At 72.2% G+C, this 24,526-nt stretch carries 23 protein-coding genes, 1 tRNA gene and 1 pseudogene; 18 read left to right on the plus strand and 7 right to left on the minus strand.

What is annotated here, in order from left to right; translation table 11 throughout:
* The first annotated feature begins 35 nt into the window (after positions 1 to 35).
* A complete protein-coding gene (gene rsmI, locus ACGFIA_RS14895) occupies positions 36 to 875 on the plus strand; it encodes a 16S rRNA (cytidine(1402)-2'-O)-methyltransferase (RefSeq protein ID WP_393260465.1) in 840 nt (279 codons plus the stop codon).
* A gap of 60 nt (positions 876 to 935) precedes the next feature.
* On the opposite strand, the gene ACGFIA_RS14900 is transcribed toward rsmI, so the two are convergent.
* Complete coding sequence (locus tag ACGFIA_RS14900; protein ID WP_357381387.1) at positions 936 to 1,766, minus strand: hypothetical protein; 831 nt, start codon at positions 1,764 to 1,766, stop codon at positions 936 to 938.
* A gap of 127 nt (positions 1,767 to 1,893) precedes the next feature.
* Between ACGFIA_RS14900 and metG the strand changes: the two genes are divergently transcribed.
* Positions 1,894 to 3,696 carry a methionine--tRNA ligase gene (metG, locus tag ACGFIA_RS14905; protein ID WP_357381389.1) on the plus strand — a complete coding sequence of 601 codons (1,803 nt, stop codon included), beginning with the start codon at positions 1,894 to 1,896 and terminating at the stop codon, positions 3,694 to 3,696.
* A gap of 53 nt (positions 3,697 to 3,749) precedes the next feature.
* On the opposite strand, the gene ACGFIA_RS14910 is transcribed toward metG, so the two are convergent.
* A complete protein-coding gene (locus ACGFIA_RS14910) occupies positions 3,750 to 4,601 on the minus strand; it encodes an alpha/beta hydrolase (RefSeq protein ID WP_357473091.1) in 852 nt (283 codons plus the stop codon).
* A 60-nt stretch (positions 4,602 to 4,661) separates the two neighbouring features.
* The gene (locus tag ACGFIA_RS14915) at positions 4,662 to 5,906 is read right to left on the minus strand and encodes a hypothetical protein (RefSeq protein WP_357381393.1); all 1,245 of its coding nucleotides are present in this window, start codon (positions 5,904 to 5,906) and stop codon (positions 4,662 to 4,664) included.
* An 81-nt stretch (positions 5,907 to 5,987) separates the two neighbouring features.
* Between ACGFIA_RS14915 and ACGFIA_RS14920 the strand changes: the two genes are divergently transcribed.
* The 6 genes from ACGFIA_RS14920 (at position 5,988) to ACGFIA_RS14945 (ending at position 11,884) form a co-directional block, all read left to right on the plus strand.
* A complete protein-coding gene (locus ACGFIA_RS14920) occupies positions 5,988 to 6,890 on the plus strand; it encodes a TatD family hydrolase (RefSeq protein ID WP_393260324.1) in 903 nt (300 codons plus the stop codon).
* Positions 6,891 to 6,969: 79 nt separating this feature from the next.
* The gene (gene rsmA, locus ACGFIA_RS14925) at positions 6,970 to 7,839 is read left to right on the plus strand and encodes a 16S rRNA (adenine(1518)-N(6)/adenine(1519)-N(6))-dimethyltransferase RsmA (RefSeq protein WP_357478992.1); all 870 of its coding nucleotides are present in this window, start codon (positions 6,970 to 6,972) and stop codon (positions 7,837 to 7,839) included.
* 86 nt (positions 7,840 to 7,925) lie between these two features.
* Entirely contained in the window at positions 7,926 to 8,879 is a 954-nt protein-coding gene (locus ACGFIA_RS14930) for a 4-(cytidine 5'-diphospho)-2-C-methyl-D-erythritol kinase (protein ID WP_357381399.1), read from the plus strand.
* Between the two features lie 65 nt (positions 8,880 to 8,944).
* Complete coding sequence (locus ACGFIA_RS14935; RefSeq protein ID WP_393260328.1) at positions 8,945 to 10,744, plus strand: ABC-F family ATP-binding cassette domain-containing protein; 1,800 nt, start codon at positions 8,945 to 8,947, stop codon at positions 10,742 to 10,744.
* Positions 10,745 to 10,841: 97 nt separating this feature from the next.
* Entirely contained in the window at positions 10,842 to 11,297 is a 456-nt protein-coding gene (locus ACGFIA_RS14940; protein WP_135243248.1) for a DUF4383 domain-containing protein, read from the plus strand.
* 113 nt (positions 11,298 to 11,410) lie between these two features.
* Positions 11,411 to 11,884 carry a DUF4383 domain-containing protein gene (locus ACGFIA_RS14945; protein WP_357381403.1) on the plus strand — a complete coding sequence of 158 codons (474 nt, stop codon included), beginning with the start codon at positions 11,411 to 11,413 and terminating at the stop codon, positions 11,882 to 11,884.
* Here the strand turns inward: ACGFIA_RS14945 and ACGFIA_RS14950 are convergent, their stop codons facing one another.
* Positions 11,885 to 12,439, minus strand: coding sequence for a TetR/AcrR family transcriptional regulator (locus ACGFIA_RS14950; protein ID WP_357381405.1), 555 nt, complete (start codon positions 12,437 to 12,439; stop codon positions 11,885 to 11,887).
* 146 nt (positions 12,440 to 12,585) lie between these two features.
* On the opposite strand from ACGFIA_RS14950, the gene ACGFIA_RS14955 reads away from it, so the two are divergent.
* A complete protein-coding gene (locus ACGFIA_RS14955; protein WP_393260332.1) occupies positions 12,586 to 13,056 on the plus strand; it encodes an ester cyclase in 471 nt (156 codons plus the stop codon).
* 1 nt (position 13,057) lies between these two features.
* Here ACGFIA_RS14955 and ACGFIA_RS14960 read toward each other — a convergent pair whose 3' ends face one another.
* On the minus strand, positions 13,058 to 13,723 hold the full coding sequence (locus tag ACGFIA_RS14960) for a TetR/AcrR family transcriptional regulator (protein ID WP_357381409.1): 666 nt from the start codon (positions 13,721 to 13,723) through the stop codon (positions 13,058 to 13,060).
* Positions 13,724 to 13,795: 72 nt separating this feature from the next.
* Here ACGFIA_RS14960 and ACGFIA_RS14965 point away from each other — a divergent pair, with 72 nt between their 5' ends.
* The 9 genes and pseudogenes from ACGFIA_RS14965 (at position 13,796) to ACGFIA_RS15005 (ending at position 22,136) form a co-directional block, all read left to right on the plus strand.
* The gene (locus tag ACGFIA_RS14965) at positions 13,796 to 14,533 is read left to right on the plus strand and encodes a resolvase (RefSeq protein ID WP_393260335.1); all 738 of its coding nucleotides are present in this window, start codon (positions 13,796 to 13,798) and stop codon (positions 14,531 to 14,533) included.
* 47 nt (positions 14,534 to 14,580) lie between these two features.
* Positions 14,581 to 14,651: transfer RNA gene (locus tag ACGFIA_RS14970), tRNA-Gln, on the plus strand.
* 33 nt (positions 14,652 to 14,684) lie between these two features.
* A pseudogene (glmU, locus tag ACGFIA_RS14975) lies at positions 14,685 to 16,247 on the plus strand (bifunctional UDP-N-acetylglucosamine diphosphorylase/glucosamine-1-phosphate N-acetyltransferase GlmU); the annotation flags it as partial.
* A gap of 56 nt (positions 16,248 to 16,303) precedes the next feature.
* Positions 16,304 to 17,284 (plus strand): ribose-phosphate diphosphokinase, encoded by a 981-nt coding sequence (locus ACGFIA_RS14980; RefSeq protein WP_030501163.1) that lies wholly within the window; start codon positions 16,304 to 16,306, stop codon positions 17,282 to 17,284.
* Between the two features lie 283 nt (positions 17,285 to 17,567).
* Positions 17,568 to 18,263, plus strand: coding sequence for a 50S ribosomal protein L25/general stress protein Ctc (locus ACGFIA_RS14985; protein WP_357381414.1), 696 nt, complete (start codon positions 17,568 to 17,570; stop codon positions 18,261 to 18,263).
* Between the two features lie 97 nt (positions 18,264 to 18,360).
* Positions 18,361 to 18,951, plus strand: coding sequence for an aminoacyl-tRNA hydrolase (gene pth / locus ACGFIA_RS14990; RefSeq protein WP_357381416.1), 591 nt, complete (start codon positions 18,361 to 18,363; stop codon positions 18,949 to 18,951).
* Between the two features lie 59 nt (positions 18,952 to 19,010).
* Positions 19,011 to 19,844: an inositol monophosphatase family protein gene (locus ACGFIA_RS14995; protein ID WP_357381418.1), complete on the plus strand. Its 834-nt coding sequence runs from the start codon at positions 19,011 to 19,013 to the stop codon at positions 19,842 to 19,844.
* 79 nt (positions 19,845 to 19,923) lie between these two features.
* On the plus strand, positions 19,924 to 20,835 hold the full coding sequence (gene cysD / locus ACGFIA_RS15000; RefSeq protein WP_357381420.1) for a sulfate adenylyltransferase subunit CysD: 912 nt from the start codon (positions 19,924 to 19,926) through the stop codon (positions 20,833 to 20,835).
* Positions 20,835 to 22,136 (plus strand): sulfate adenylyltransferase subunit 1, encoded by a 1,302-nt coding sequence (locus ACGFIA_RS15005; RefSeq protein ID WP_013283961.1) that lies wholly within the window; start codon positions 20,835 to 20,837, stop codon positions 22,134 to 22,136. The genes cysD and ACGFIA_RS15005 overlap by 1 nt, the downstream gene beginning before the upstream one ends.
* Positions 22,137 to 22,233: 97 nt before the next feature.
* Here ACGFIA_RS15005 and galK read toward each other — a convergent pair whose 3' ends face one another.
* The gene (gene galK, locus ACGFIA_RS15010) at positions 22,234 to 23,388 is read right to left on the minus strand and encodes a galactokinase (RefSeq protein WP_357381423.1); all 1,155 of its coding nucleotides are present in this window, start codon (positions 23,386 to 23,388) and stop codon (positions 22,234 to 22,236) included.
* Positions 23,385 to 24,371, minus strand: coding sequence for a UDP-glucose 4-epimerase GalE (gene galE / locus ACGFIA_RS15015; protein ID WP_357381425.1), 987 nt, complete (start codon positions 24,369 to 24,371; stop codon positions 23,385 to 23,387). The genes galK and galE overlap by 4 nt, the downstream gene beginning before the upstream one ends.
* Positions 24,372 to 24,526: the final 155 nt, after the last annotated feature.

Raw genomic sequence — 24,526 nt, forward strand, 5'->3', positions numbered from 1 at the left:
CGACCATCGATGAGGGAGCGCACGTCGTGGGGGAAATGTCCGAGGTAGGACGGCTCGTGTTGCTCGGCGCGCCGCTCGGCAACCCGGCCGACGCGTCCGCCCGGTTCCGCGAGGTGCTGGCCGCCGCCGACGTGGTCGCCGCCGAGGACACCCGGCGGCTCACCCGGCTGGCCCGCGACCTGGACGTGACGGTGCCCGGCCGGATCGTCTCGTACTTCGAGGGCAACGAGGAGCGGCGTACGCCCGAGCTGGCCGAGGTGCTCGCCGCCGGCTACACGGTCGCGCTGGTCACCGACGGCGGCATGCCGAGCGTCTCCGATCCCGGCTACCGCCTGGTCCGGGCCGCGCTGGACGCCGGCGTGCCGGTCACCGCCGCGCCCGGACCGAGCGCCGTCACCACCGCGCTGGCGCTCTCCGGGCTGCCCTGCGACAGGTTCTGCTTCGAGGGCTTCCTGCCGCGTACCCCCGGCACCCGCCGTTCCCGGCTGCGCGCGCTCGCCGCCGAGGACCGCACGCTCGTGTTCTTCGAGGCGCCGCACCGCATCTCCGGCGCGCTCGCCGACCTGGCCGAGGCGTTCGGCCCGGACCGGCCCGCCGCGCTGTGCCGCGAGCTGACCAAGACGTACGAGGAGGTGGTCCGCCGGCCGCTCGGCGAGCTGGCCGAGTGGGCCGCCGAGGGCGACCCGCGCGGCGAGATCACGCTCGTCGTGGCGGGCGCCCCGGCCACGCCGGCGGTCCGGCCGGACGACGAGACGCTGCGCGCGGCGGTGGCCGAACGCGAGGCGGGCGGGCTGTCCCGCCGGGACGCGATCACCGAGGTCGCCACCGCGTACGGGCTGCGGCGGCGCGAGGTGTACGCGGTCGTGCACCAGTGAAAGGAAGGGCCCCCTGTTAACGCCTGCGGTAGAGGAAGGGCCCCCTTCTAACACCTCATCTCACCAGGCGGCGGCCAGGAACCCGACCGTGATCAACGCCGGCCCGGCCAGCGCCAGGCCGACCGCCCAGCGCCGCTGCCGTTCGTCGGCGAGCCGGGCTGCCCCGGTCCACCTGGCGATGCCGGCGGCGCAGCCGGCCACCAGGGCCAGCCCCAGCAGCCAGCGCAGGTGCCGTCCGGCGCCGGTGTCCGCATAGGCGGTGGACCCGCCCGGCCCGGTCATCCGCGCGCGCAGCGAACTGCCGGTGCCGGTGCGTCCGGCCGGTACGCCGCTGACCCGTACCCCATGGGCCTGGAACCGGTCGCCGTCGGCGGAGAAGATGCCCCGGCAGCGCTGGGTGAGCCCGCCGCCCGCGCACTGCGTGATCATCACGGTGCCGCCTGTCGAGTGACCCACCGCCAGCCAGAACGGCCCGGCGCTCACCCAGGCGAAGAACGCGGCGAGCAGGCTCAGCGTCAGCAGTACGGCCAGCCCGGCGGGCGGGCTCGGCGGCGCGACCGGGCGGGCGCGCTCCCGTCGCGCCGGGTGCCGGGCGGGATGCGGGCGCGGCTCGTCGCGCAGCGGCGTGCCGTCCCAGTGCACCTCCTCGATCGGCGCCCAGCCGCCGGACGGCGCGGACGCGCGCTGCCAGCGCGGCTGGCGTACCGGCACGCGGTTCGGCACCGCGTCCACCGGCGCTCCGGTGGTCGGCTCCACCTCCACCGGCGGGTCCGCCGGGTCGAGCCGTGGCTGCGGGGCGACGGGTCCGCCGGGCGGCGCGGGCCGTGCCGCACGCCGGGGGGCGGCGGCGGACGGCTCGGGCGCCGCTGGTCTGCTGGTCACGATGTTCATTTCACACCGGTACGTCGGGCTTGTCGGGCAGCTCACGCCGCGTGTCGGCGACAAATCGGACGTACGGTCGGAGCGCGCACCCCATTGGTTCGCGGCGCACCCACGTCAATCACTAGGCTTGCTGCTCATGAGTCACGTTCTCGCCGCGGTCGCCTGGCCCTACGCCAACGGCCCGCGCCACATCGGCCACGTATCCGGATTCGGCGTTCCCTCCGACGTCTTCGCCCGGTACATGCGGATGGCCGGTCACGACGTGCTCATGGTCTCCGGCACCGACGAACACGGCACCCCGATCCAGGTGCAGGCCGACGCGGAGGGGGTCACCCCGCGCGAGCTGGCCGACCGCTACAACCGGGTGATCGCCGAGGACCTGCGGGCGCTGGGCCTGTCGTACGACCTGTTCACCCGCACCACCACGCGCAACCACTACGCGGTGGTGCAGGAGCTGTTCACCGGCCTGCACCGCAACGGCTACATCGTCCCGAAGGTCACCACCGGGGCGATCTCCCCCTCCACCGGCCGGACGCTGCCCGACCGCTACATCGAGGGCACCTGCCCGATCTGCGGCTACGACAGCGCGCGCGGCGACCAGTGCGACAACTGCGGCAACCAGCTCGACCCGATCGACCTGATCGACCCCAAGTCGAAGATCAACGGGGAGACGCCGGAGTTCGTCGAGACCGAGCACTTCTTCCTCGACCTGCCCGCGCTGGCCGACGCGCTGCGGCAGTGGCTGGACACCCGCGACGGCTGGCGCCCGAACGTGCTGCGGTTCTCCCGCAACCTGCTCGACGACCTCCAGCCGCGAGCCATCACCCGCGACCTGGAGTGGGGTGTGCCGATCCCGCTCGACGACTGGCGCGACCGCCCGGACAAGCGGATCTACGTGTGGTTCGACGCGGTCATCGGCTACCTGTCCGCCTCCATCGAGTGGGCCCGCCGCACCGGTGACCCGGAGGCGTGGCGCAAGTGGTGGTCCGCCGACGCGGAGGGGAAGGACGCCCTTTCCTACTACTTCATGGGCAAGGACAACATCGTCTTCCACTCGGTGATCTGGCCGGCGCTGCTCGGCGGCTACTCCGGCGAGGGCGCCCGCGACGGCGAGCCGGGCGAGCTGGGCCGGCTCAACCTGCCCACCGAGGTCGTCTCCAGCGAATACCTGACCATGGAGGGCCGGAAGTTCTCCTCCTCCCGCAAGGTGGTCATCTACGTACGGGACTTCCTGGAGCGCTACGACGCCGATGCCCTGCGCTACTTCATCGCGGTGGCCGGGCCGGAGAGCAACGACACCGACTTCACCTGGGCCGAGTTCCTGCGCCGCAACAACGACGAGCTGGTCGCCGGCTGGGGCAACCTGGTCAACCGGTCGGTGTCGATGGCGGCGAAGAACTTCGGCGCGATCCCGCCGGTCGACCCGGCCGGGCTCACCGAGGCCGACCAGGCGCTGCTGGACACCGCGAAGGCGGGCTTCGCCACCGTCGGCGACCTGATCGCGCGGCACCGGCAGAAGCAGGCAATCGGCGAGGCCATGAAGGTCGTCGCCGAGGCCAACAAGTACCTCTCCGAGCAGGCGCCCTGGAAGCTCAAGGGCGAGGACGACAAGCCCCGGATGGGCACCATCCTGCACGTCGCGCTCCAGGTGGTCAGCGACGCCAACACGCTGCTCACCCCGTTCCTGCCGCACTCCGCGCAGAAGATCCACGAGCTGCTCGGCGGCACCGGCACGCACGCCCCGATGCCGGTGATCGAGGAGGTCGACGACCTCGACGGCGGGCCGTCGTACCCGGTGCTGACCGGCGACTACACGGTCGGGGCGCGCTGGGAGTCCGTACCCCTGGAGGTGGGCCGGCCGCTCGCGGCGCCGAAGCCGGTGTTCCGCAAGCTCGACCCGTCGATCGTCGAGGAGGAGCTGGCCCGCCTGGCCGGCTGAGCACACGCGCGGCAGCGGCCCGGGTGTTCCCCGGGCCGCTGCCGTCTCGCCGGTCAGGCGTGGGCCATGCGCGGCTTGCCGATGAACTCCAGCACCGCCTCGTTGACCTCGCCGGCGTGCGTCCACGGGAGGCCGTGCGGCGCGTCCGGCAGCGTGACCAGCCGGGCGTCGGGCAGCATGTCCACCAGCCGCTGGCCGGTCGCGGCGAACGGCAGCACCGCGTCCTTGGTGCCCTGGATGATCAGCACCGGCACGTCGATGTTCGGCAGGTCGGGGCGGAAGTCGGTGAGCCAGGCGTCCACCGAGTCGTGGGTGCCCTTCGCCGACGCCTGCGTGCCGATCTGCCAGTGGGCGTGGTACGCCTCGTTGCTGACCGCCCGGTCCCGCTTCCCGCCGGAATCGAAGAACGCGTCGCAGAACGCGGTCAGGTAGGCGAACCGGTCCGCCAGGATGGCCTGCTGGAAGCCGTCGAACACGCTCTGCTCCACGCCCTGCGGATCGTCGGCGGTCTTCAGCAGGTACGGCGCCAACGGCGAGATCAGCACCGCCCGGTCCACCCGGTCCGACCCGTACGCCCCCAGGTAGCGGGTCACCTCACCGGTGCCCATGGAGTGTCCGACCAGGATCGCGTTGCGCAGGTCCAGCTCCGTCATCAGCACGTCCAGGTCGGCCGCGAACGTGTCGTAGTCGTAGCCCATGGCCGGCTGGGCGGAGTTGCCGAATCCACGCCTGTCGTACGTGATCACCCGGTATCCGGCGTTCAGCAGGTTGCCGCTCACCTTCTCCCAGGTCGCCCCGTTGAACGGGAAACCGTGGATCAGCACGATCGGCTGGCCGGAACCGTGATCCTCGTAGTACAGGTCGACGGGTGCGGAGTTCTCCGTACCGACGGTGACGAAAGGCATGTCGGGATTCCCCCTCGCGCGGGTTTCTCGGATGCCCACGCCTTCCCGACCCGCACCCGTCTATGCGTGCCGGGCCGGATAGGGCAGGTCCACCACCCGGTCGTCGGTCAGCTCGCCGCCGGGCGCCCAGACCTCGTACACGCCGCGTTCCAGACACTGCGCGCCGGTCGCGGCCACCGCGTCCGGATCCGGGCGGCGCAGCCGCAACCGCAGCCAGCCGCCCTCCTCCCGCAGCACCAGGCACTGCGCTCCGCGCCAGGCCGCCGTGCGCACCCGGCGGGCCGCCGCGTCCACCGGGTACCGGGCCGCACGGGTCATCGCCAGCACCCGGAACCCGCCCGGCTGGTCCGCGACCGCCTCGTACTCCGAACCCGCGTACGTGCCGACGAGCCGGGTCGAGCGCGGCGCCTCGCCGGTCGGCACGTACTCCTGGTCGGCGGCCAGACCGGGCACCGCCGCGAGCAGGTGCCGCCACTGCGGGCCGGCCAGGCGCAGCCAGCCCCGCTGCTCCGCCTGGTAGGTGTAGAGCACCACCTCCACCCCCTCGGCCGGGTAGGCGAGCAGCGTGGCGTTCGCCGGCATCGGCAGGTCGGCGAACTCCCGGGTGACGAACTCCGGCACGAGCTGCCCGTTACTCGGCACGAACCCGGTGCCGAGCACCGGCGGCCCGAGCCGGTCCCGGGGCGGCAACGCCATGAGCCCCCGGTGCGCCTCACCCACCGGCACGTCGTAGTCGGCCGGGTCGGCGGCCCGCCAGCGCAGCGCGTACGCCACGTCGCCGCCCTCGGAGTCGCCGCGCAGCACCGCCATCCCGGCCGGCGTCCGCAGGTGCGCCACGTCGTGCTCCCGGTAGCAGAAGCCGTGCGGCAGCCAGCCCCGCACGTATCCGGCGAGCTGCCGGGCGGAGAGCACCTTCACCATCCGGGTACCGGGCCGGATCACCGCCGAGGCGCGCACCGCCGCGAGCGTCGGGTCGGCCGCCGCGCCCGGCTGCTGGCTGAGCTGGTGTACGTACTCCCACCCCCGGTCCCGGTGCACCGGCATCAGCAGCGGCGCGTCCGTCTCGTCGGCCGTCCCGGGGCCCCCGTGCACCGCGTCGACCTCTGTCGCGTGCACGAACCGGCGCCACGGATAGCCGTTGCCGGGCCGGGGACACCACTCGAACCCGGGCGCCTCGTCGGCGCTGAACAACTCGTACGCCGCGCCCCGGGCGATCTCCTCGGCCGGGTGCGCGCGCCCGGCGTACGTCACGCGCAACCCGGCCCGGTCGGAGGCGGGCCCGCCGGCCTGGTCGGTGACGGTCACTCCAGGACGCTAAGCCCGCCACATGTGGGCGACGTGAACGGCCGGTGGCGGTCCGGGAACGCCGCCCCGGGCCGGTGTGTGATGCTGGCCGCGATGAGCGAGCAGACCGAGACCCGCAAGCAGCGCGCCGCCCGCCGGGCGGGGGAGTTCCCGCCCGTCCCCGAGCCGCTGCCCGTACCCGTGCCGGACAGCCACACCCACCTCGACATCACCGTCGGCGAGTTCGGCACGCCGCCCGGCGGCTCCGGCGACGACCCGCTGGCCGCCGCGATCGAGGTCGCCACCCGGGCCGGCGTGGACCGGCTCGTCCAGGTCGGGGTGGACGTCGACTCGTCCCGGTGGAGCGCCGACGTCGCCGACCGGTACGCGGCGGTGCTCGCCACCGTGGCGCTGCACCCGAACGAGGCGCCCCGGCTGGCCGACCTGGACGAGGCGCTGCGCCAGATCGAGACGCTCGCCGGCCGGGACCGGGTCCGGGGCGTCGGCGAGACCGGGATGGACTTCTTCCGTACCGGCGAGGAGGGGCGAGCCGCGCAGGAGGAGAGCTTCCGGGCGCACATCGCCATCGCCAAGCGGCACGGCAAGGCGCTCGTCATCCACGACCGGGACGCGCACGCCGACGTGCTGCGCATCGTCGACGACGAGGGCGCCCCGGAGACGGTGGTCATGCACTGCTTCTCCGGCGACGCCGACTTCGCCCGCGAGTGCGTCCGGCGCGGCTTCCTGCTCAGCTTCGCCGGCACCGTCACGTTCGGCAGCGCCGCCGCGCTGCGCGAGGCCGCAGCCGTCACCCCGCCGGCGCAGATGCTCGTGGAGACCGACGCGCCCTACCTCACCCCGATGCCGTACCGGGGGCGGCCCAACGCGTCGTACCTGATCCCGCTGACCGTCCGCTTCCTCGCCGAGACCACCGGCACCGACGTGGAGGCCCTCTGCGCCGCCCTCTCCACGAACGGTGAGCGCGCGTTCGGCCCGTGGCGTTAAGAAGGGGCCCCTCCATATCGCGAGGCGTTAAGAAGGGGCCCTTCCTTCCCCGCGGGCGGGGGCGCTTACGCTACGGGGCGTGACCGGACTCCTCGGCCCGGCGGAGATCCGGGAACTCGCCGCGCGCCTCGGCGTCACGCCGACCAAGAAGCTCGGCCAGAACTTCGTGCACGACCCGAACACGGTGCGCCGGATCGTCACCACCGCCGGGCTGACCCCCGACGACGTGGCGCTGGAGGTCGGCCCCGGGCTCGGCTCGCTCACACTCGCCCTGCTCCCGGTCGCCGCGCACGTGCACGCCGTGGAACTCGACCCGGCGCTGGCCGCCGCGCTCCCGGAGACCGCCGCGCGCTTCGCCGGTACGGCCGCCGAGCGCCTCACCGTCCACCCGGCCGACGCGCTGCGGGTAACCGCCGCCGACCTGGCCGGCCCGGCGCCGACAGCGCTGGTGGCGAACCTGCCCTACAACGTCGCCGTGCCGGTCGTGCTGCACCTGCTCGCCGAGCTGCCCACGCTGCGCCACGGCCTGGTGATGGTGCAGAAGGAGGTAGCCGACCGGCTCGTCGCCGGTCCCGGCTCCAAGGTGTACGGCATCCCGTCGGTCAAACTCGCCTGGTACGCCCGCTCCCGCGCCGCCGGCAAGGTCCCGCCGAACGTGTTCTGGCCGGTGCCGAACGTCGACTCCGGCCTGGTGGCGTTCACCAGGCGTGAACCGCCCCGGCCGGACGTACCCCGGCGGGCGGTCTTCGCCGTCGTCGATGCCGCGTTCGCGCAGCGCCGCAAGACGCTGCGGGCCGCCCTGGCCGGCTGGGCGGGCGGCGCCGACCGGGCCGCCGCCGCGCTCACCGCCGCCGGCGTGGACCCCGGTGCGCGGGGCGAATCGCTTACCGTCGAGCAGTTCGCCGCCATCGCCGCGTCGGCCCCGGACGCCCCCGGCGGCGAGCAGTAGGCTGGCGCCGTTGCCCGACCCCTCGCCGAGGAGCTGACAGTGCCGAAGCCGCTCGACATCCGCCCACGTCCGGTGGGGTCCGCCCGGTGACCGAGGCATGGCGACCGGAGGACGAGGACGGGCAGCGGCGCGGGTCCAGCGGCCCGGTCAAGGTGCGGGTGCCTGCCAAGGTCAACCTGCATCTCGGGGTCGGGCCGCTGCGGCGTGACGGCTACCACGAGCTGAACACCGTCTACCACGCGATCTCCATCTACGACGAGCTGACCGCCCGCCGCGGCGACACGCTCACCCTCACCATGGAGGGCGAGGGCGCCGGCGAGCTGGCCCTGGACGACACCAACCTGGCGCTGCGCGCCGCGCACGCGCTGGCCGGCTACGCGGGCGTCGCCCCGCACGCCCGGCTGCACCTGCGCAAGCAGATCCCGCTCGCGGGCGGGCTGGCCGGTGGCAGCGCCGACGCCGCCGCCGCGCTGGTCGCCTGCGACACGCTCTGGGGCACCGGGCTGTCCCGTGACGAACTCGCCGGCATCGCCGCCGACCTCGGCTCCGACGTCCCGTTCCTGATCCACGGCGGCACCGCGCTCGGCACCGGCCGGGGCGAGGCGGTCAGCCCGGTGCTGGCCCGCCCCACCTCCTGGCACTGGGTGGTGGCGATCGCCGACGGCGGCCTGTCCACCCCGGCCGCCTACCGGGAACTGGACCGGCTGCGCGACACCGGCGCCGCCGGCACGCCGCTGGGCAGCACCGACGCGCTGCTCGCCGCGCTGCGCCAGCGCGACCCGAGGGTGCTCGCCGCCACGCTCGGCAACGACCTCCAGGACGCCGCGCTGACCATGCGCCCGGCGCTGGCCGAGACACTCAAGGCCGGCGAGGCGGCGGGCGCGCTGGCCGGCATCGTCTCCGGCTCCGGCCCCACCTGCGTCTTCCTCGCCACCGGCGAGTCCGACGCGGTCCGGATCGCCGCCGAGATCACCGCCGCCGGGGTGTGCCGGGAGGCCCGCGTCGCGCACGGCCCGGTCGCCGGCGCCCGCGTGGTCTGACGCCCCGTACCCTTGACTCAGGCGTCCCGGGCCCCCGGGACGCCTGAGTCGTGAGGGGTGGGTCAGTGGCCAACATCGTCAACCTGGACCGGGTGTCCAAGGGGTACGGCGCCGCCGGGCCGCTGCTCACCGACGTCTCGCTCGGCCTCGACGACGCGGACCGGGTCGGTGTGGTCGGCCTCAACGGCGCCGGCAAGTCGACGCTGCTGCGGCTGCTCACCCGCACCGAGGAACCCGACGACGGCCGCGTCACGCACCGCCGCGACCTGCGGGTGGCCTGGCTGCCGCAGCGCCTCGACCTGGCCCCCGACCTCACCGTGCGGGACGTGGTGCTCGGCACCGCCTGGCTCGGCGAGAGCATGGGCGCCGAGCACGAGTGGGCCGGCGACGCGGGGGTGCGTGCCATCCTCGACGGCCTCGGCATGCCCCACCTCGGCCTGGACACCCCGGTCGGCCCGATGTCCGGCGGGGAACGCCGCCGGGTCGCGCTCGCCGCGCTGCTGGTCCGCGACGCCGACCTGCTCGTCCTCGACGAGCCCACCAACCACCTCGACGTCGGCGGCGTCGACTGGCTGGCCCGGCACCTCGTCACCCGCAAGGGCGCGCTCGTCGTGGTCACCCACGACCGCTGGTTCCTCGACGCCGTCTGCACCACCACCTGGGAGGTCGCCGACCAGACCGTCCGGGCGTACGAGGGCGGCTTCGCCGCGTGGACGCTGGCCCGCGTGGAGCGGCAACGCGTCGCCGCCGCCACCGAGGCCCGCCGGCAGAACCTGCTCCGCAAGGAGATCGCCTGGCTGCGCCGGGGCGCTCCGGCACGCACCTCCAAGCCGAAGTTCCGCATCGACGCGGCGAACGCGCTCATCGCCGACGTGCCGGAACCCCGCGACACCATGTCGCTGCAACGGCTCGCCACCGCCCGGCTCGGCAAGCAGGTGTACGACCTCGAACACGTCCGGCTGCACGCCGGCCCGAAGGAGATCCTGCACGACACCACCTGGCAGGTCGGTCCCGGCGACCGGGTGGCGATCCTCGGCCGCAACGGCGCCGGCAAGACCACACTGCTGCGGATGCTCGCCGGGGTGACCGGCCCCGACGGTGGGCGCTTCGCCGCCGGGCAGACCGTCCGGCCGGCGTTCCTGTCCCAGGAACTCGCCGAACTCCCCGGCCACCTGCGCGTGCTGGAAGCCGTCGAGGAGGTGGCCCGGCGCGTGCAGTTCGGCGACCGGGAGATCAGCGCCGCCCAGCTCGCCGAGATCTTCGGCTTCGACGACAAGCGGCTCTGGACCCCGGTGAGCGACCTGTCCGGCGGTGAGCGCCGCCGTCTCCAGATGCTGCGGCTGCTCGCCGGGGAACCCAACGTGCTGCTGCTCGACGAGCCCACGAACGACCTGGACACCGACACGCTCGCCGCGCTGGAGGACCTGCTCGACTCGTGGCCCGGCACGATCGTGGTGGCCAGCCACGACCGCTACCTGATCGAGCGGGTCACCGACGTCGCGTACGGCATGTTCGGTGACGGCCGGCTGGTGCACCTGCCCGGCGGCGTCGACGAGTACCTGGCGCGCGCCGCCGCGGCCGGCGGCCCGGCGCCCGCCGACCTCACCCCGGCCACGGCGGCGCCGGCGCGCGAGGGCATGTCCGCCGCCGAGGTACGCGTCGCGAAGAAGGAACTCAACCGGCTGGAACGGCAGATCGCCAAGCTCGAACAGAAGGAGGCGGGCCTGCACGAGCAGCTCGCCGCGAACGCCACCGACTACGCCCGGGTCGCCGAGCTGGACGCCCAGCTCAAGGAGGTACGGGCGGAGCGGGACCGCACCGAGGAGACCTGGCTGGCCCTGGCCGAGGAGCTTCCGGGCGGCTGACCTGCCGCCGGGGTGGGGGGTGTGCGGCGTCACTGACCGGCGTACGGGACAATCACCGGTGGAACCCTCGTCCGAACGGTCTTTTGGAGACGCAGAGATGGCCCACACCCCCGTCAACCACCCCGCGCGGCCGATCTACCGGGCGATCGGCGGGATCGTTGGTCTGTACTTCGTCGTCTTCGGCGGCCTCGGCATCATCGCCAGCGCCGGCAACGACTTCCTCGCCCAGGACGACACCAAGGTCCTCGGCCAGGGCACCAACATGGCGTTCTCGCTGCTGTCGGTGCTGGTCGGCGTCGTGATCCTGGCCGGCACCGCGATCGGCCGCAACCTCGACGTGGCGATCAACCAGTGGCTGGCCTACACGCTGATGGTGATCGGCCTGGCCGCGCTGGCGTTCCTGCAGACCGACGCCAACATCTTCAACTTCTCGATCATGACCGACGTCGTGGTCCTGACCCTGTCGCTGGTGCTCCTGATGGTGGGCATGTACGGCAAGGTCGGCTCCGACGACGAGCACGAGGCCTGGCAGAAGGCCCGCCTGGTGCTCTGACCCCGTCGTACCGAAGGCCCGGCGCAGCGCGCCGGGCCTTCGGGGTTTTCCGGACGTGAGCGGACGACCCGGGCGACAATTGCCCCGAATCAGTCACAGGGCTGGAGGGCATCATGGCGCACTTCCCGGTGAACCACCCCGCGCGGCCGCTCTACCGGGTGCTGTCCGGGCTCATCGGCCTCTACATCCTGGTCTTCGGCGTCTTCGGCGTCTTCCAGACCTGGGGCGAGGGACTGTTCGGCCGGGACAGCGACTGGGCGCTCGGCCTGCGTACCAACCTGGCATTCTCGCTGGTCTCGGTGGTCTTCGGCGCGGTCCTGCTGGTCGGCGCCTCCCGCCGCGGCAACCTCGGCCACTACATGAACCTCACCGCCGGCGTGGTCTTCCTGGTCACCGGCGTCCTGATGATGTCGGTGCTGCAGACCCCGGCGAACTTCCTGAACTTCTCCATGTCGACCGTCATCGTGTCGCTGCTGTTCGGGCTGGTCCTGCTCGCCACCGGCCTCTACGACAAGGTCGGCACGTCGGAGCACGCCGAGGAGGAACGGCAGCGCCGCTACCACCCGGTCGCCGAGGGGCCTCGATGACTACCGCCGGCCGTGGAGCGCGCGAAGCGCGTCGAGTGCGACAGCTGTGAGAACGCCACGGCCGACACCGGCGCGGCCGAGCAGCTCCATCCCCCGGGTGACGGCGACGAAGTAGACCGCCAGCGACTGCACGTTCGCGTCCTCCGGGAGATCCCCGTTCTCCCGCGCGTGTTCCAGGCACTGCGCGTAGACCCCGGCGAGCTGTTCGATGCCGGCCTTGGTGACCGTCGAGAGCGCGTCGTCCTCGCCGGTCGACTCGACAAGCGCGCGTGTGGTGAGCGAGACGCGTCGATCACCGCTGCTGAACTCGATCGCCATGCGGAGCATGTGACCCCGGATTCGTTCCAGCGGCGAGGCGCCCTCGTGCCCGAGCGCTTCCGAGACGGCGCGCGTCGCCTCCTCCCGGTCCTCGGAGAGCGCCCGGAGGAACAGTTCCCGCTTGCCGCCGAACGCGTTGTACAGGCTCTGCTTGCCCAGGCCGGTCGCCCGCACCAGGTCGTCGAGGGTCGCGGCGGCGAGGCCGTGCACGGCGAACACCTCGCTGGCGCTGCTCACGACATCGCTCTCGAGGAACTTGCGGGGGCGAGGCACGTGGGCAAGCCTACGTTATTGACCATACGGTCAAAAACTTGCTAGCGTGGTGGAGCACGCATCGACGGGAACTGCTCCCCTCGGCGGCACGACGATCAAGGACGGGCAGAATGAAGAGCAACGAAGAGATCGTTCGCGAGGCGTACCGGCTGGCGGAGGGGGACGTCCTCGACGGGCCCGGTTTTCGCGCCCTGTTCACCGAGGACGGCACCTTCAACGACGTGCCCAACTCGATGACCTTCCGCGGGGACCAGATCCCGCAGGCGCTGACGGGCTTCGCCGGGGTCTTTCCCGACGTCCACCGCGAGCTGCTCGACGTGCACGCGCTCGGTGACGTGGTCGCCGTAGCACTGCGCATTCAGGGCACACACCTCGGCGCGTTTCCCACCCCGGTCGGTGAGATCCCGCCGACCGGCAACCGGATCGACGTGCCGACGGCCGACCTCTGGTATCTCCGTGACGGAAAAATCGAAAGGTTCGACTGCTACAACGCGGCGAACGTGCTGCTCGCCCAGATCGGGGCCGGCCCCGACTTCACCTCGGCGATCGAGGCCGCCAGGACGGCCGCCGCAGGGGCGTAGCTCAACTCCGGATCGGGCCCGGCTGCGAATCCAGGTGCGACAACCCGTTCCAGGCCAGGTTCACCAGGTGTGCCGCCACCGTCTCCTTGCGCGGCTTGCGCACCTCCAGCCACCAGCGGCCGGTCAGCGCCACCATGCCCACCAGTGCCTGCGAGTAGAGCTCCGCCAGCTTCGGGTCGTAGCCCCGGATGGAGAACTCGCCCGCCAGGATGTGCTCCACCTGGTGCGCCACGTCGTTCATCACGCTGCTGAAGTTGCCCGTCGCGGACATCAGCGGTGATTCGCGGACCAGCACCCGGAAGCCGCTGGTCTCCTCCTCGATGTAGGTCAGCAACGTCAGCGCGGCCTGCTCCAGCAACTCCCTCGGATGACCCGCGGTCAGCGCCGTGGTGATCCGGTCCAGCAGCGAGCGGACCTCCCGGTCCACCACCACCGCGTAGAGCCCCTCCTTGCCGCCGAAGTGCTCGTAGACCACCGGCTTGGAGACCTTCGCGCGCGCCGCCACCTCCTCGATCGAGGTCGCGTCGAAGCCGCGCTCGGCGAAGATCTGCCGGGCGATCACGATCAACTGCTCGCGCCGCTGCGTCGCGGACATGCGCACCCGGGAGGGCTTGGTCGCCGGCACGGGCCGCCGGCGGGCGCGGTCGTTGCCGGAAACGTCGGTCACCCGTCCATCCTGCCAGGCGCGGCGCTCGCGGTCAGACCGGCCGCTGTCGTACGCCCGTTCTAATCTGCGGCCGTGGTCGCTGAGGAGTCCAATCCCCGCTCACGCCCTTATCGGGGCTGGAAGCCGGAACTGCACGCGCAGGCGCTTGCTCTGCGGCGAGCCGGCTGCCCGGTGGGGGAGATCGCCAGGGCGCTCGACGTCTCGAAGTCCACGGCATATCTGTGGACTCGGCATCTGCCACTGGACCCGGAACTGGTGCGCCGGCGCCGGCGGATCGCCCAGCGGGCGCGGGCTGACGCTCAGTGGAGCGCACATCGGGCGGCGCGAGACGCAGCCCGGGCTGAGGTGGTGGCGGCGTCGGCGGAGTGGGTGCGGCAGATCGATCGGCGCGAGCTGATGCTGATCGGTGCGGCGATCTACTGGTGCGAAGGCGGCAAGGCGAAGCCGTGGCGTCCGAACGACTGCCGGATCAAGTTCGTCAACAGTGATCCACTGCTGGTGATGCTCTTTCTGCGCTTCCTGGACGTCGTCGAGGTGCCGGCAGAGGACCGGAGGTTCCGGGTGAGCATCCACGAGACGGCGGACGACGCGGCCGCGGTGCGCTGGTGGGCGGCTCGGGTGGGCGTGCCGGCGGAGAGCTTTCAGCCCACCACGATCAGGAGGCATCGACCGCTGACCACGCGCAAGAACAGGGGCGTCGACTACCACGGCTGCCTGACCGTGCAGGTCGTCGGCGGGGTCCGGCTCTACTGGAGGATCGAAGGGATCATGAAAGGAATGAGCGATGAAGATCCACCTCGTGACCGGTAAGGTGTAGGCAGCCGGCGGGTGGATTGCTGTTTGCCCGTTTTCGACCATCCCGGGTCGTCTAATGGCAGGACGTCAGGTTTTGGTCCTGATTATAGGGGTTCGAATCCTCTCCCGGGAGCTTCTGCTGTTTGCCCTCCGTCGCGTGGTTAGCATGACCGCGAGACTGTCGCCGTCCCGACGGGAGCACGTCGTGTCCCAGCCCCACCTCCGCACCGTTGTCGTGCTCGCCGCCGGTGAGGGCAAGCGGATGAAGTCGTCCCTGCCCAAGGTGCTGCACCCGCTGCTCGGCCGTACCCTGCTCGGTCACGTCCTGGCCGCGGCCGGCCCGCTCGGCGCGGACCGCACCGTGGTCGTGGTCGGCCACGGCGCCGACCGGGTACGGGAGCACCTGACCGAGGTCGCCCCGGCCGCCACCCCGGTGCTCCAGGAGCAGCAGCTCGGCACCGGGCACGCGGTACGCATCGCGCTGGACGCGGTGCCGGACGCGACCGGCACGGTCGTGGTGATCAACGGGGACGTGCCGCTGCTGCGGCCGGAGACGGTCCAGGCGCTCGTCGAGGCGCACGAGGAGGCCGCCGCCGCGGCGACGGTGCTGGCCGCCGAGGTGCCGGACCCGACCGGCCTGGGCCGGATCGTGCGGGACGTGCAGGGGCGGCTGGAGCAGATCGTCGAGGAGCGCGACGCCACCCCCCAGCAGCGCGCCCTGCGGGAGATCAACGCGGGCATCTACGCGTTCGACGCGGCCCGGCTGCGGGAGGCGCTGGGCAAGCTCTCCACCGACAACGACCAGGGCGAGGAGTACCTGACCGACGTCTTCGCGCTGCTGCGTGACGCCGGTGAGCCGGTGGCCGTGCACTGCGCCGCCGACCACGTGGAGACGCTCGGCTGCAACGACCGGGTCGAGCTGGCTGCGCTGCGCCGGCTGCTGCGGGACAGGATCAACGAGGGCTGGATGCGTACCGGGGTCAGCATCCTCGACCCGCACACCACCTGGATCGACGTGACGGTGACCGTCGAGCGGGACGCGGTGATCGACCAGAACACGCAGCTCCAGGGTGCCACAGCGGTCGGCCAGGGCGCGCTCGTCGGCCCGGACACCACGCTCGTGGACACGGTGGTGGGCGCGGGGGCGAGCATCGTGCGCAGCCACGCGCTCGGCGCCGAGGTGGGCCCGCAGGCGAGCGTCGGCCCGTACGCGTACCTGCGGCCGGAGTCACGGCTGGGCCGCAAGGCGAAGGTCGGCACGTTCGTGGAGACCAAGAAGGCGTCGATCGGTGACGGCTCGAAGGTGCCGCACCTGTCGTACGTGGGTGACGCGACGATCGGCGACCACAGCAACATCGGCGCGGCGACCGTCTTCGTCAACTACGACGGGGTGCGCAAGCACCACACCACCATCGGCAGCCACGCCCGTACCGGAGCGGACAACATGTTCGTGGCGCCGGTGCGGGTCGGCGACGGCGCGTACACCGCTGCCGGTTCGGTGATCACCGGGGACGTGCCGCCGGGCGCGATGGCGGTGGCGCGTGGCCAGCAGCGCAACGTGGAGGGCTGGGTGCTGCGCAAGCGGGCCGGCACGGACGCCGCCGAGGCGGCGCGGCGGGCCGGTGAGAGTGTGCCGGACACGGGCGGCGCCGCAAGCGAAGGTGACTGAACCCACGGGGATCGGCGGGCTGTGGGTGGATCGCTGAACCGGGGGCATACTGCAACCGAACAGTCCCCGGCCCCACCGCCGCCGGGCACCACCGACATACGGGAGCAGACGGGCCCATGGGCAGCATCGTCGCCGAAAACCGCAAGAGCCTGATGCTCTTCTCCGGGAGGGGTTTTCCGGAGCTGGCCAAGGAGATCGGTGAGGTGCTCGGCGTCGCGCCGACGCCGGCCGACGCGTACGACTTCGCCAACGGCGAGATCTTCGTACGGTACAAGGATTCGGTCCGTGGTTCGGACGCCTTCGTGGTGCAGTCCGTGACGCACGGCGTGAACACCTGGGTCATGGAGACCCTGATCATGGTCGACGCGCTGAAGCGCGGCTCGGCCAAGCGGATCACCGTGGTGCTGCCGTTCTACCCGTACGCGCGGCAGGACAAGAAGCACCGTGGCCGGGAGCCGATCTCGGCGCGGCTGATCGCGGATCTGCTGAAGACCGCCGGCGCGAACCGGATCCTGACCGTCGACCTGCACACCGCGCAGATCCAGGGCTTCTTCGACGGCCCGGTGGACCACCTGTTCGCGATGGACGTGCTGGCCGAGTACGTGGAGCACAAGTACGCGGGCCGGCCGATGACGGTGGTCGCGCCGGACTCGGGCCGGGTCCGCGTGGCGGAGCGCTGGACCGACCGGCTGGGCGGCTGCCCACTGGCGTTCATCCACAAGACCCGCGACCCGCTCAAGCCGAACCAGGTGGTGGCGAACCGGGTGGTCGGTGAGGTCGAGGGCCGGGTGTGCCTGATCGTGGACGACATGATCGACACCGGTGGCACGATCACCAAGGCGGCGGACATCCTCAAGGAGCAGGGCGCGGCGGAGATCGTGGTCGCCTCGACCCACGCGCTGCTGTCCGACCCGGCCACGGAGCGGCTGAAGAACAGCCCGATCAGCGAGGTCGTGGTGACGAACACGCTGCCGCTGCCGTCGGAGAAGCAGCTGGACAAGCTGACCGTGCTGTCGATCGCCCCGCTGCTGGCGCGGGCGATCCGGGAGGTCTTCGACGACGGTTCGGTGACCACCCTGTTCGGTGGCCTGAGCTGACCGTTCCGGTCCGGTCGCCGGTGCTCCGGCGGCCGGGCCGATGCCCTGCGGAACCGGCGGGGCGGTGATATGGGGGACTGCCGGAGAGCCGGGAATTCCCTCGGGTAGACTGGTGCGGTTGCCACGGCGAGGGTGCCCGGCGGGCTGCTGACAAGCACCGCACGGAGGCGCCGTCATCGACGCGGTGCTCCGGGCGGTCGTTCATGACCCTAGCCCCAGCGAGCCCCTCGCCCCAGCACCGCCAGACGACAAGCCGCCGCAGCGAAGCATCAGGAGTTTCCCCGTGTCCGAGGTAAAGATCAGCGCCGAGCCCCGTACCGAGTTCGGCAAGGGTGGTGCCCGTCGTACCCGCCGGGCCGGCAAGGTGCCCGCCGTGCTGTACGGCCACGGCGAGAAGCCCAAGCACATCGCGCTTCCGGCGCGCGAGTTCGCCGCCGCGATCCGCAAGGGCGGCGCGAACCAGCTCTTCGCGATCGAGGTCAGCGACGGCACGCAGGTGCTGGCGCTGCCGAAGGCGATCCAGCGTGACCCGATCAAGGACACCTTCGAGCACGTGGACCTGCTGCTGGTCCGCCGGGGCGAGAAGGTCACCGTCGAGGTCCCGGTCCAGCTGACCGGTGAGGCCGCGAAGGACACCCTGATCGTGCACGACCACGACACGCTGTCGGTGACCGCCGACGCGACCAAGGTGCCGGACCACCTGGAGGCGTCGATCGAGGGCGCCGAGCCGGGCACCACGATCACCGCCGCCGACGTCGAGCTGCCGTCCGGCGTCGAGCTGGCCACCGACGACAGCACCGCTGTCGCCTCGGTGACCGCCGCTCCGACCGCCGAGCAGCTCGAGGCCACCCTCCCCGAGGTCGAGGAGGCCACCGAGGAGGCCGAGGCCGAGGCCGGCGAGGAGACCGCCGAGGGTGCCGAGGGTGCTCCGGCCGCCGAGGGCGAGGAGGCCCCGGCCGAGGCGAAGACCGAGGCCTGACCGGTCCGCAAGGCTGTGCGACAGGCGTCCCCGTTCCCGGGGGCGCCTGTCGGCGTATCGGGACGGCTGGTCGGAAGCGAGCGGGAAGGGGCGTCGGGTGACGGACGAGGCGGGACCGTGGCTGGTGGTCGGCCTGGGCAACCCCGGCCGGGAGTACGCGAACAACCGGCACAACGTCGGGTTCATGGTGGCCGACCTGCTGGCGGCCCGGGTGGGCGCGAAGTTCGGGCGGCACAAGCGCGCGATGGCCGAGGCCGCCGAGGGGCGGCTGGGGTTCGGCGGCCCGAAGCTGGTGCTGCTCAAGCCGTTGACGTACATGAACCTCTCCGGCGGCCCGGTGGCCGGGCTGGCGCAGTTCCACAAGATCCCGCCGGCGCACGTGATCGCTGTGCACGACGAGCTGGACATCCCGTACGGGCAGGTGCGGGTGAAGTGCGGCGGCGGCGAGGGCGGGCACAACGGCCTGCGCTCGATGTCGAAGTCGCTCGGCACCAAGGACTACGTGCGGGTGCGGTTCGGCATCGGCCGGCCGCCGGGCCGGCAGGACCCGGCTGACTACGTACTCTCGGATTTCTCCCCGCCGGAGCGCAAGGAGCTGGAGTTCCTGGTGGACCGCGCGGCGGACGTGGTCGAGTCGGTGGTTCTCAAGGGCGTGGAGCCGACGCAGAACCTCTACCACGGGGGCTGACCGGCGGCCGGTAGTCTGCGCCTCGGTTGACGGGAGCGAAGGTCGGCGACGGGAGCATCATGGGCAGTCCTCCGATGATCGACGGCGGGTTCGCCCGGTGGCTGGCGTCCCGGGCCGGTCAGGCGCTGACGGAACTGCGCGCGGAGATGGGCTTCGCCGACGCGGGCGCGCTCCGGTCGGCCGGTGACAAGGTGTCGCACGACCTGATCCGGACCGAACTGGCGAAGTGGCGGCCGGCGGACGCGGTGCTGTCGGAGGAGGACGAGGGCTCGCGGCTGGCCCGGACGGCCGAGCTGACCGACGCGGCGCTGTCGCGCCTGAACGCGGACCGCGTCTGGATCGTCGACCCGCTGGACGGCACCCGGGAGTACGCGGAGGAGGGGCGCGCGGACTGGGCGGTGCACGTGGCGCTCTGGTCGCGTAACGCGTCGGCGTCGCACGGCCTGGTGGCGGGCGCGGTGGCGCTGCCGGCGCAGCACCGGGTGCTGGGCACGGACCACCCGCCGGCGTATCCGCCGATGACAGTGGAGGCGGCCACCGGGGGCGGCGCGCGGGTCATCCGGTTGGCGGCCAGCCGTAGCCGTCCGCCGGTTTTCCTGACCGACCTGGCAGAGGACGTCGGCGCTCATCTGGTTCCGATGGGCTCGGCGGGCGCGAAGATCGCCGCCGTGGTCACCGGCGAGGTCGACGCGTACATCCACGCGGGCGGTCAGTACGAGTGGGATTCGGCCGCTCCGGTCGCTGTGGCGACGGCCACCGGTCTGCATGCTTCCCGGATCGACGGTTCTGCGCTGAAATACAACGGGGCCGACCCGCGCCTACCGGATCTGCTGGTCTGCCGCAAGGATCTCGCGAGTCGGTTGCTTGCAGCGTTGCAGCGGCATTCCGGGTAACCTGAGCGTTCTTCCTCACGACTCCGACCTGAAAGGTCTGGAATCCGATGTACGGATCCGAGCGAATCGAGTTCGTGTCATGACGTCCCCCGCCGCGTACCAGGTGTCGCATCTCGACGCGCTCGAGGCGGAGAGCATCTTCGTGATGCGCGAGGTCGTCGCCGAGATGGAACGGCCGGTGCTGCTGTTCTCCGGCGGCAAGGACTCGATCGTGATGCTCCGGTTGGCCCAGAAGGCGTTCGCGCCCGCCAACATTCCCTTCCCGGTGATGCACGTGGACACCGGGCACAACTTCCCCGAGGTGCTCGACTACCGCGACCAGCGGGTGGCCGAGCTGGGCCTGCAGCTCATCGTGGCGAGCGTGCCGGAGGCGCTGAACAAGGGCCTGGTCCGCGAGTCCGCCGACGGCATGCGCAACCGGATCCAGACGCCGGTGCTGCTGGAAGCGGTGGAGAAGCACCGCTTCGACGCGCTGTTCGGCGGCGCCCGGCGCGACGAGGAGAAGGCGCGGGCCAAGGAGCGGGTGTTCAGCTTCCGCGACGAGTTCGGCCAGTGGGACCCGAAGAACCAGCGTCCGGAGCTGTGGGCGCTCTACAACGGCCGGCACCACCCGGGCGAGTCGATCCGGGTGTTCCCCCTGTCGAACTGGACCGAGCTGGACGTCTGGCACTACATCGCGCGGGAGCGGATCCCGCTGCCGTCGATCTACTACTCGCACGAGCGCGAGGTGATCGAGCGCGACGGCATGCTCTACGCGGTGAACGAGTTCTTCCGGGCCCGCGCCGGTGAGCAGCCGTTCAAGGCCCAGGTGCGGTACCGGACCGTGGGTGACGCCTCCTGCACCGCGGCGGTCCGCTCGGACGCCGACACGGTGGAGAAGGTGATCGAGGAGGTGGCCGCCACGCGGATCACCGAGCGCGGCGCGACCCGCGGTGACGACCGGGTCAGCGAGGCCGCCATGGAGGACCGCAAGCGAGAGGGCTACTTCTGATGAGCGTCGAGACCCTGGCCCCGGCCGAGAGCGAGACCGCGCGGCCGATGGACCTGCTGCGGTTCGCCACCGCGGGCAGCGTCGACGACGGCAAGTCGACGCTGATCGGCCGTCTGCTCTACGACACCAAGTCGCTGTTCAGTGACCAGCTCGCCGCCGTCGAGGCGGTCAGCGCGGCCCGGGGCGACGAGTACACGAACCTGGCGCTGCTCACCGACGGCCTGCGTGCCGAGCGGGAGCAGGGCATCACGATCGACGTGGCGTACCGCTACTTCGCCACGCCGCGCCGGAAGTTCATCATCGCCGACACCCCGGGGCACATCCAGTACACCCGGAACATGGTCACCGGCGCCTCCACCGCCGACCTGGCGCTGATCCTGGTGGACGCGCGCAAGGGCCTGGTGGAGCAGTCCCGCCGGCACGCGTTCCTCTGCTCGCTGCTGCGGGTGCCGCACCTGGTCCTGTGCGTCAACAAGATGGACCTGGTGGACTGGTCGCAGGAGGTCTACGAGCGGATCGCGGACGAGTTCACCGCGTTCGCCGCGAAGCTCGACGTGCCGGACCTGACTGTGGTGCCGGTCTCCGCGCTGCAGGGCGACAACATCGTCACCCGGTCGGAGAACATGCCGTGGTACGAGGGCCCGTCGCTGCTGCACCACCTGGAGCGGGTGCACATCGCCTCGGACCGCAACCTGGTCGACGTGCGGTTCCCGGTGCAGTACGTGATCCGGCCGCAGTCCACCACCGTCACCGACTACCGGGGGTACGCCGGTCAGGTGGCCTCGGGCGTGCTCAAGCCGGGCGACGAGGTGATGGTGCTGCCGTCGGGCTTCACCAGCCGGATCGCGGCGGTGGAGACCGCCGACGGCCCGGTGGACGAGGCGTTCCCGCCGATGTCGGTGACGGTCCGGCTGACCGACGAGCTGGACATCTCCCGCGGCGACATGATCTGCCGGCCGAACAACGCCCCGATGGCCGTGCAGGACATCGAGGCGATGATCTGCTGGATGGACGAGACGCGGCCGTTGCAGGTCGGCGGCAAGTACGCGATCAAGCACACGACCCGCTCGGCGCGGGCGATCGTGCGCGGGCTGCACTACCGGCTGGACATCAACTCGCTGCACCGCGACGAGACCGCCGGTGAGCTGAAGCTCAACGAGATCGGCCGGGTCCGGCTGCGGACCACTGTTCCGCTGCTGGCCGACGAGTACCGGCGTAACCGCACCACCGGCGGCTTCGTGATCATCGACGAGTCGACGAACCGTACGGTCGGCGCCGGCATGATCGTCGAGGCCGGCTGACCCTGGGTTGTAAGGAAGGGCCCCTTGTTAACAGTGCGCTGTTAACAAGGGGCCCTTCCTCTACCGCAGGCGTTAATAAGGGGCCCTTCCTTACACCTCACCCGAGGCGGGTGACGCCGCCGGCCGGGAGGACGGTCAGCGTGCCGGGGGCGGTGAAGCCGCGCTCGGCGTACGCCTCGGTGACGGCGGCGGCCACCGCTTCGGCGGCGCCGGCGTCGACCAGGGCGAGCACGCAACCGCCGAAGCCGCCGCCGGTCATCCGCGCGCCGTACGCCCCGGCGGACAGCGCCGCCTCGACCGCTGTGTCGACCTCCGGCACGGTGATCTCGAAGTCGTCGCGCATGGAGACGTGCGAGGCGGTCAGCAGCGGGCCGGTGTCGCGGACCCGGCCGGCGCGCAGCAGCGCGACCGTGTCGAGCACCCGCTGGTTCTCGGTCACCACGTGCCGGACCCGGCGGCGGGTCTCGTCGTCGTCGAGGCGGGCCAGGGCGGCGTCGAGGCCGGCCACGTCGACGTCGCGCAGCGCGGTCACCCCGAGCGTCTCGGCGGCCCGCTCGCAGCTGCGGCGCCGCGCGGCGTACTCGCCGTCGGCGTGCCGGTGCGGCGCCCGGCTGTCGATCACCAGCACGGCCAGCCCGGCGTCGTCCAGGTCGAACGGGATCTGCTCGATCTCCTCGGTGCGGCAGTCGAGGAACAGCGCGTGCCCGGCCCGGCCGCGGATCACGGCGGACTGGTCCATGATCCCGGTGGGCGCGCCGACGTAGTCGTTCTCGGCCCGCTGGGCGAGCCGGGGCCACCGCTCGGCCGGCAGGTCGAGGTCGCCGAGGTCGACAAGGGCGGCCAGCACCGCCGACTCGATCGCGGCCGAAGAGGAGAGCCCGGAGCCGACCGGCACGTCGGAGGCGACGGCGAGCCGCGCGCCCGGCACGTCGTGGCCGTCGGCGCGCAGCGCCCACACCACCCCGGCCACGTAGGCGGCCCACCCGTCGACCCGGCCGGGCTCGTCGGCCTCCGCCGCGTCGAACTCGACCGGCCGCTCGTCCAGCTCCGACCAGACGGTCCAGCGGCCGTCGGGGGCGGGCGCGGCGGCGACGACGGTACGCAGCGGCAGCGCGAAGGGCAGCACGAAGCCGTCGTTGTAGTCGGTGTGCTCGCCGATCAGGTTGACCCGCCCGGGAGCCGCCCAGCGGCCCGCCGGTTCGGCGCCGTACCGCTGCCGGAAGCCGGCCGTGGCGCGGTCGGCGACGTTCATGAGGGCTGCCCCGCGACGTGTGCCCGGTAGAACTCCCAGGCGTCGCCGACCATGTCGTGCAGGGTCGGCTTGGCCGGCGTCCAGCCCAGCTCGTCGCGGGCGAGCGACGAGGACGCGACCAGCTCGGCCGGGTCGCCCTCGCGGCGGGGAGCCACCTCGACCGGCACCGGGTGCCCGGTGACCTCGCGGACCACGTCGACCACCTGCCGGTTGGTGAAGCCGTTGCCGTTGCCCAGGTTGTAGATCCGGTGCCGGCCCGGGGTGGCCGCGTCCAGCGCGAGCAGGTGGGCGCGGGCCAGGTCCTCGACGTGGATGTAGTCGCGGACGCAGGTGCCGTCGACTGTGGGGTAGTCGTCGCCGAAGAGCTGGAGCTTCTCCCGCCGCCCGGCGGCCACGTCGAGCGCGATCGGGATGAGGTGCGTCTCCGGGTCGTGCCGTTCGCCGATGGCCAGCCCGTCGCGCAGGTACGCCCCGGCGACGTTGAAGTAGCGCAGTGAGACGGCGGCCAGGTCGTGCGCGATCGCCTCGGAGGTGAGCGCCATGTCGACGGCCAGCTTGGTCGCGCCGTAGGTGCTGGTGGGGGCCTTGACGGCGGTCTCCGGGATGGGCAGCTCGGTGGGGTTGCCGTAGACGGCGGCGGTGGAGGAGAAGACCATCCGGGGCACCCGGGCGGCGCGGACCGCGTCGATGAGCGCGATCGAGCCGACCGTGTTGTTGTGCCAGTACAGCTCGGGGCGGATCATCGACTCGCCGGCGGCGATCAGGGCGGCGAAGTGCAGCACGCCGTCGAACCCGGCGTCGGGGGTGAGCACCTGGGCGGCCTCGTGCACCGGCAGGTCGACGTGGGTGGCGTCGGGGGCGAGGGCCTCCCGGTGACCGGTGCGCAGGTCGTCCAGCACGGTCACCCGGTGTCCGTGGTCGAGCAGCATCCGGGTCACCACGCTGCCGATGTAGCCGGCGCCGCCGGTGACGAGCAGTTTCACGTCGGTCCTCCTGCCTGGGCCGCGTCCCGCGGCGGCCGTCCCGCGCTCACCCTACGGCCGGGGGCGGGGTCGCGGCTGTCATGTTGAGCGCGCCTCCATTCCATCATAATCCTTCACGATTGAACAGATTCGAACATTCGGCCACCCGTACGGTG

The organism is Micromonospora sp. NPDC049203, assembly GCF_043197215.1.
Taxonomy (GTDB): Bacteria; Actinomycetota; Actinomycetes; order Mycobacteriales; family Micromonosporaceae; genus Micromonospora.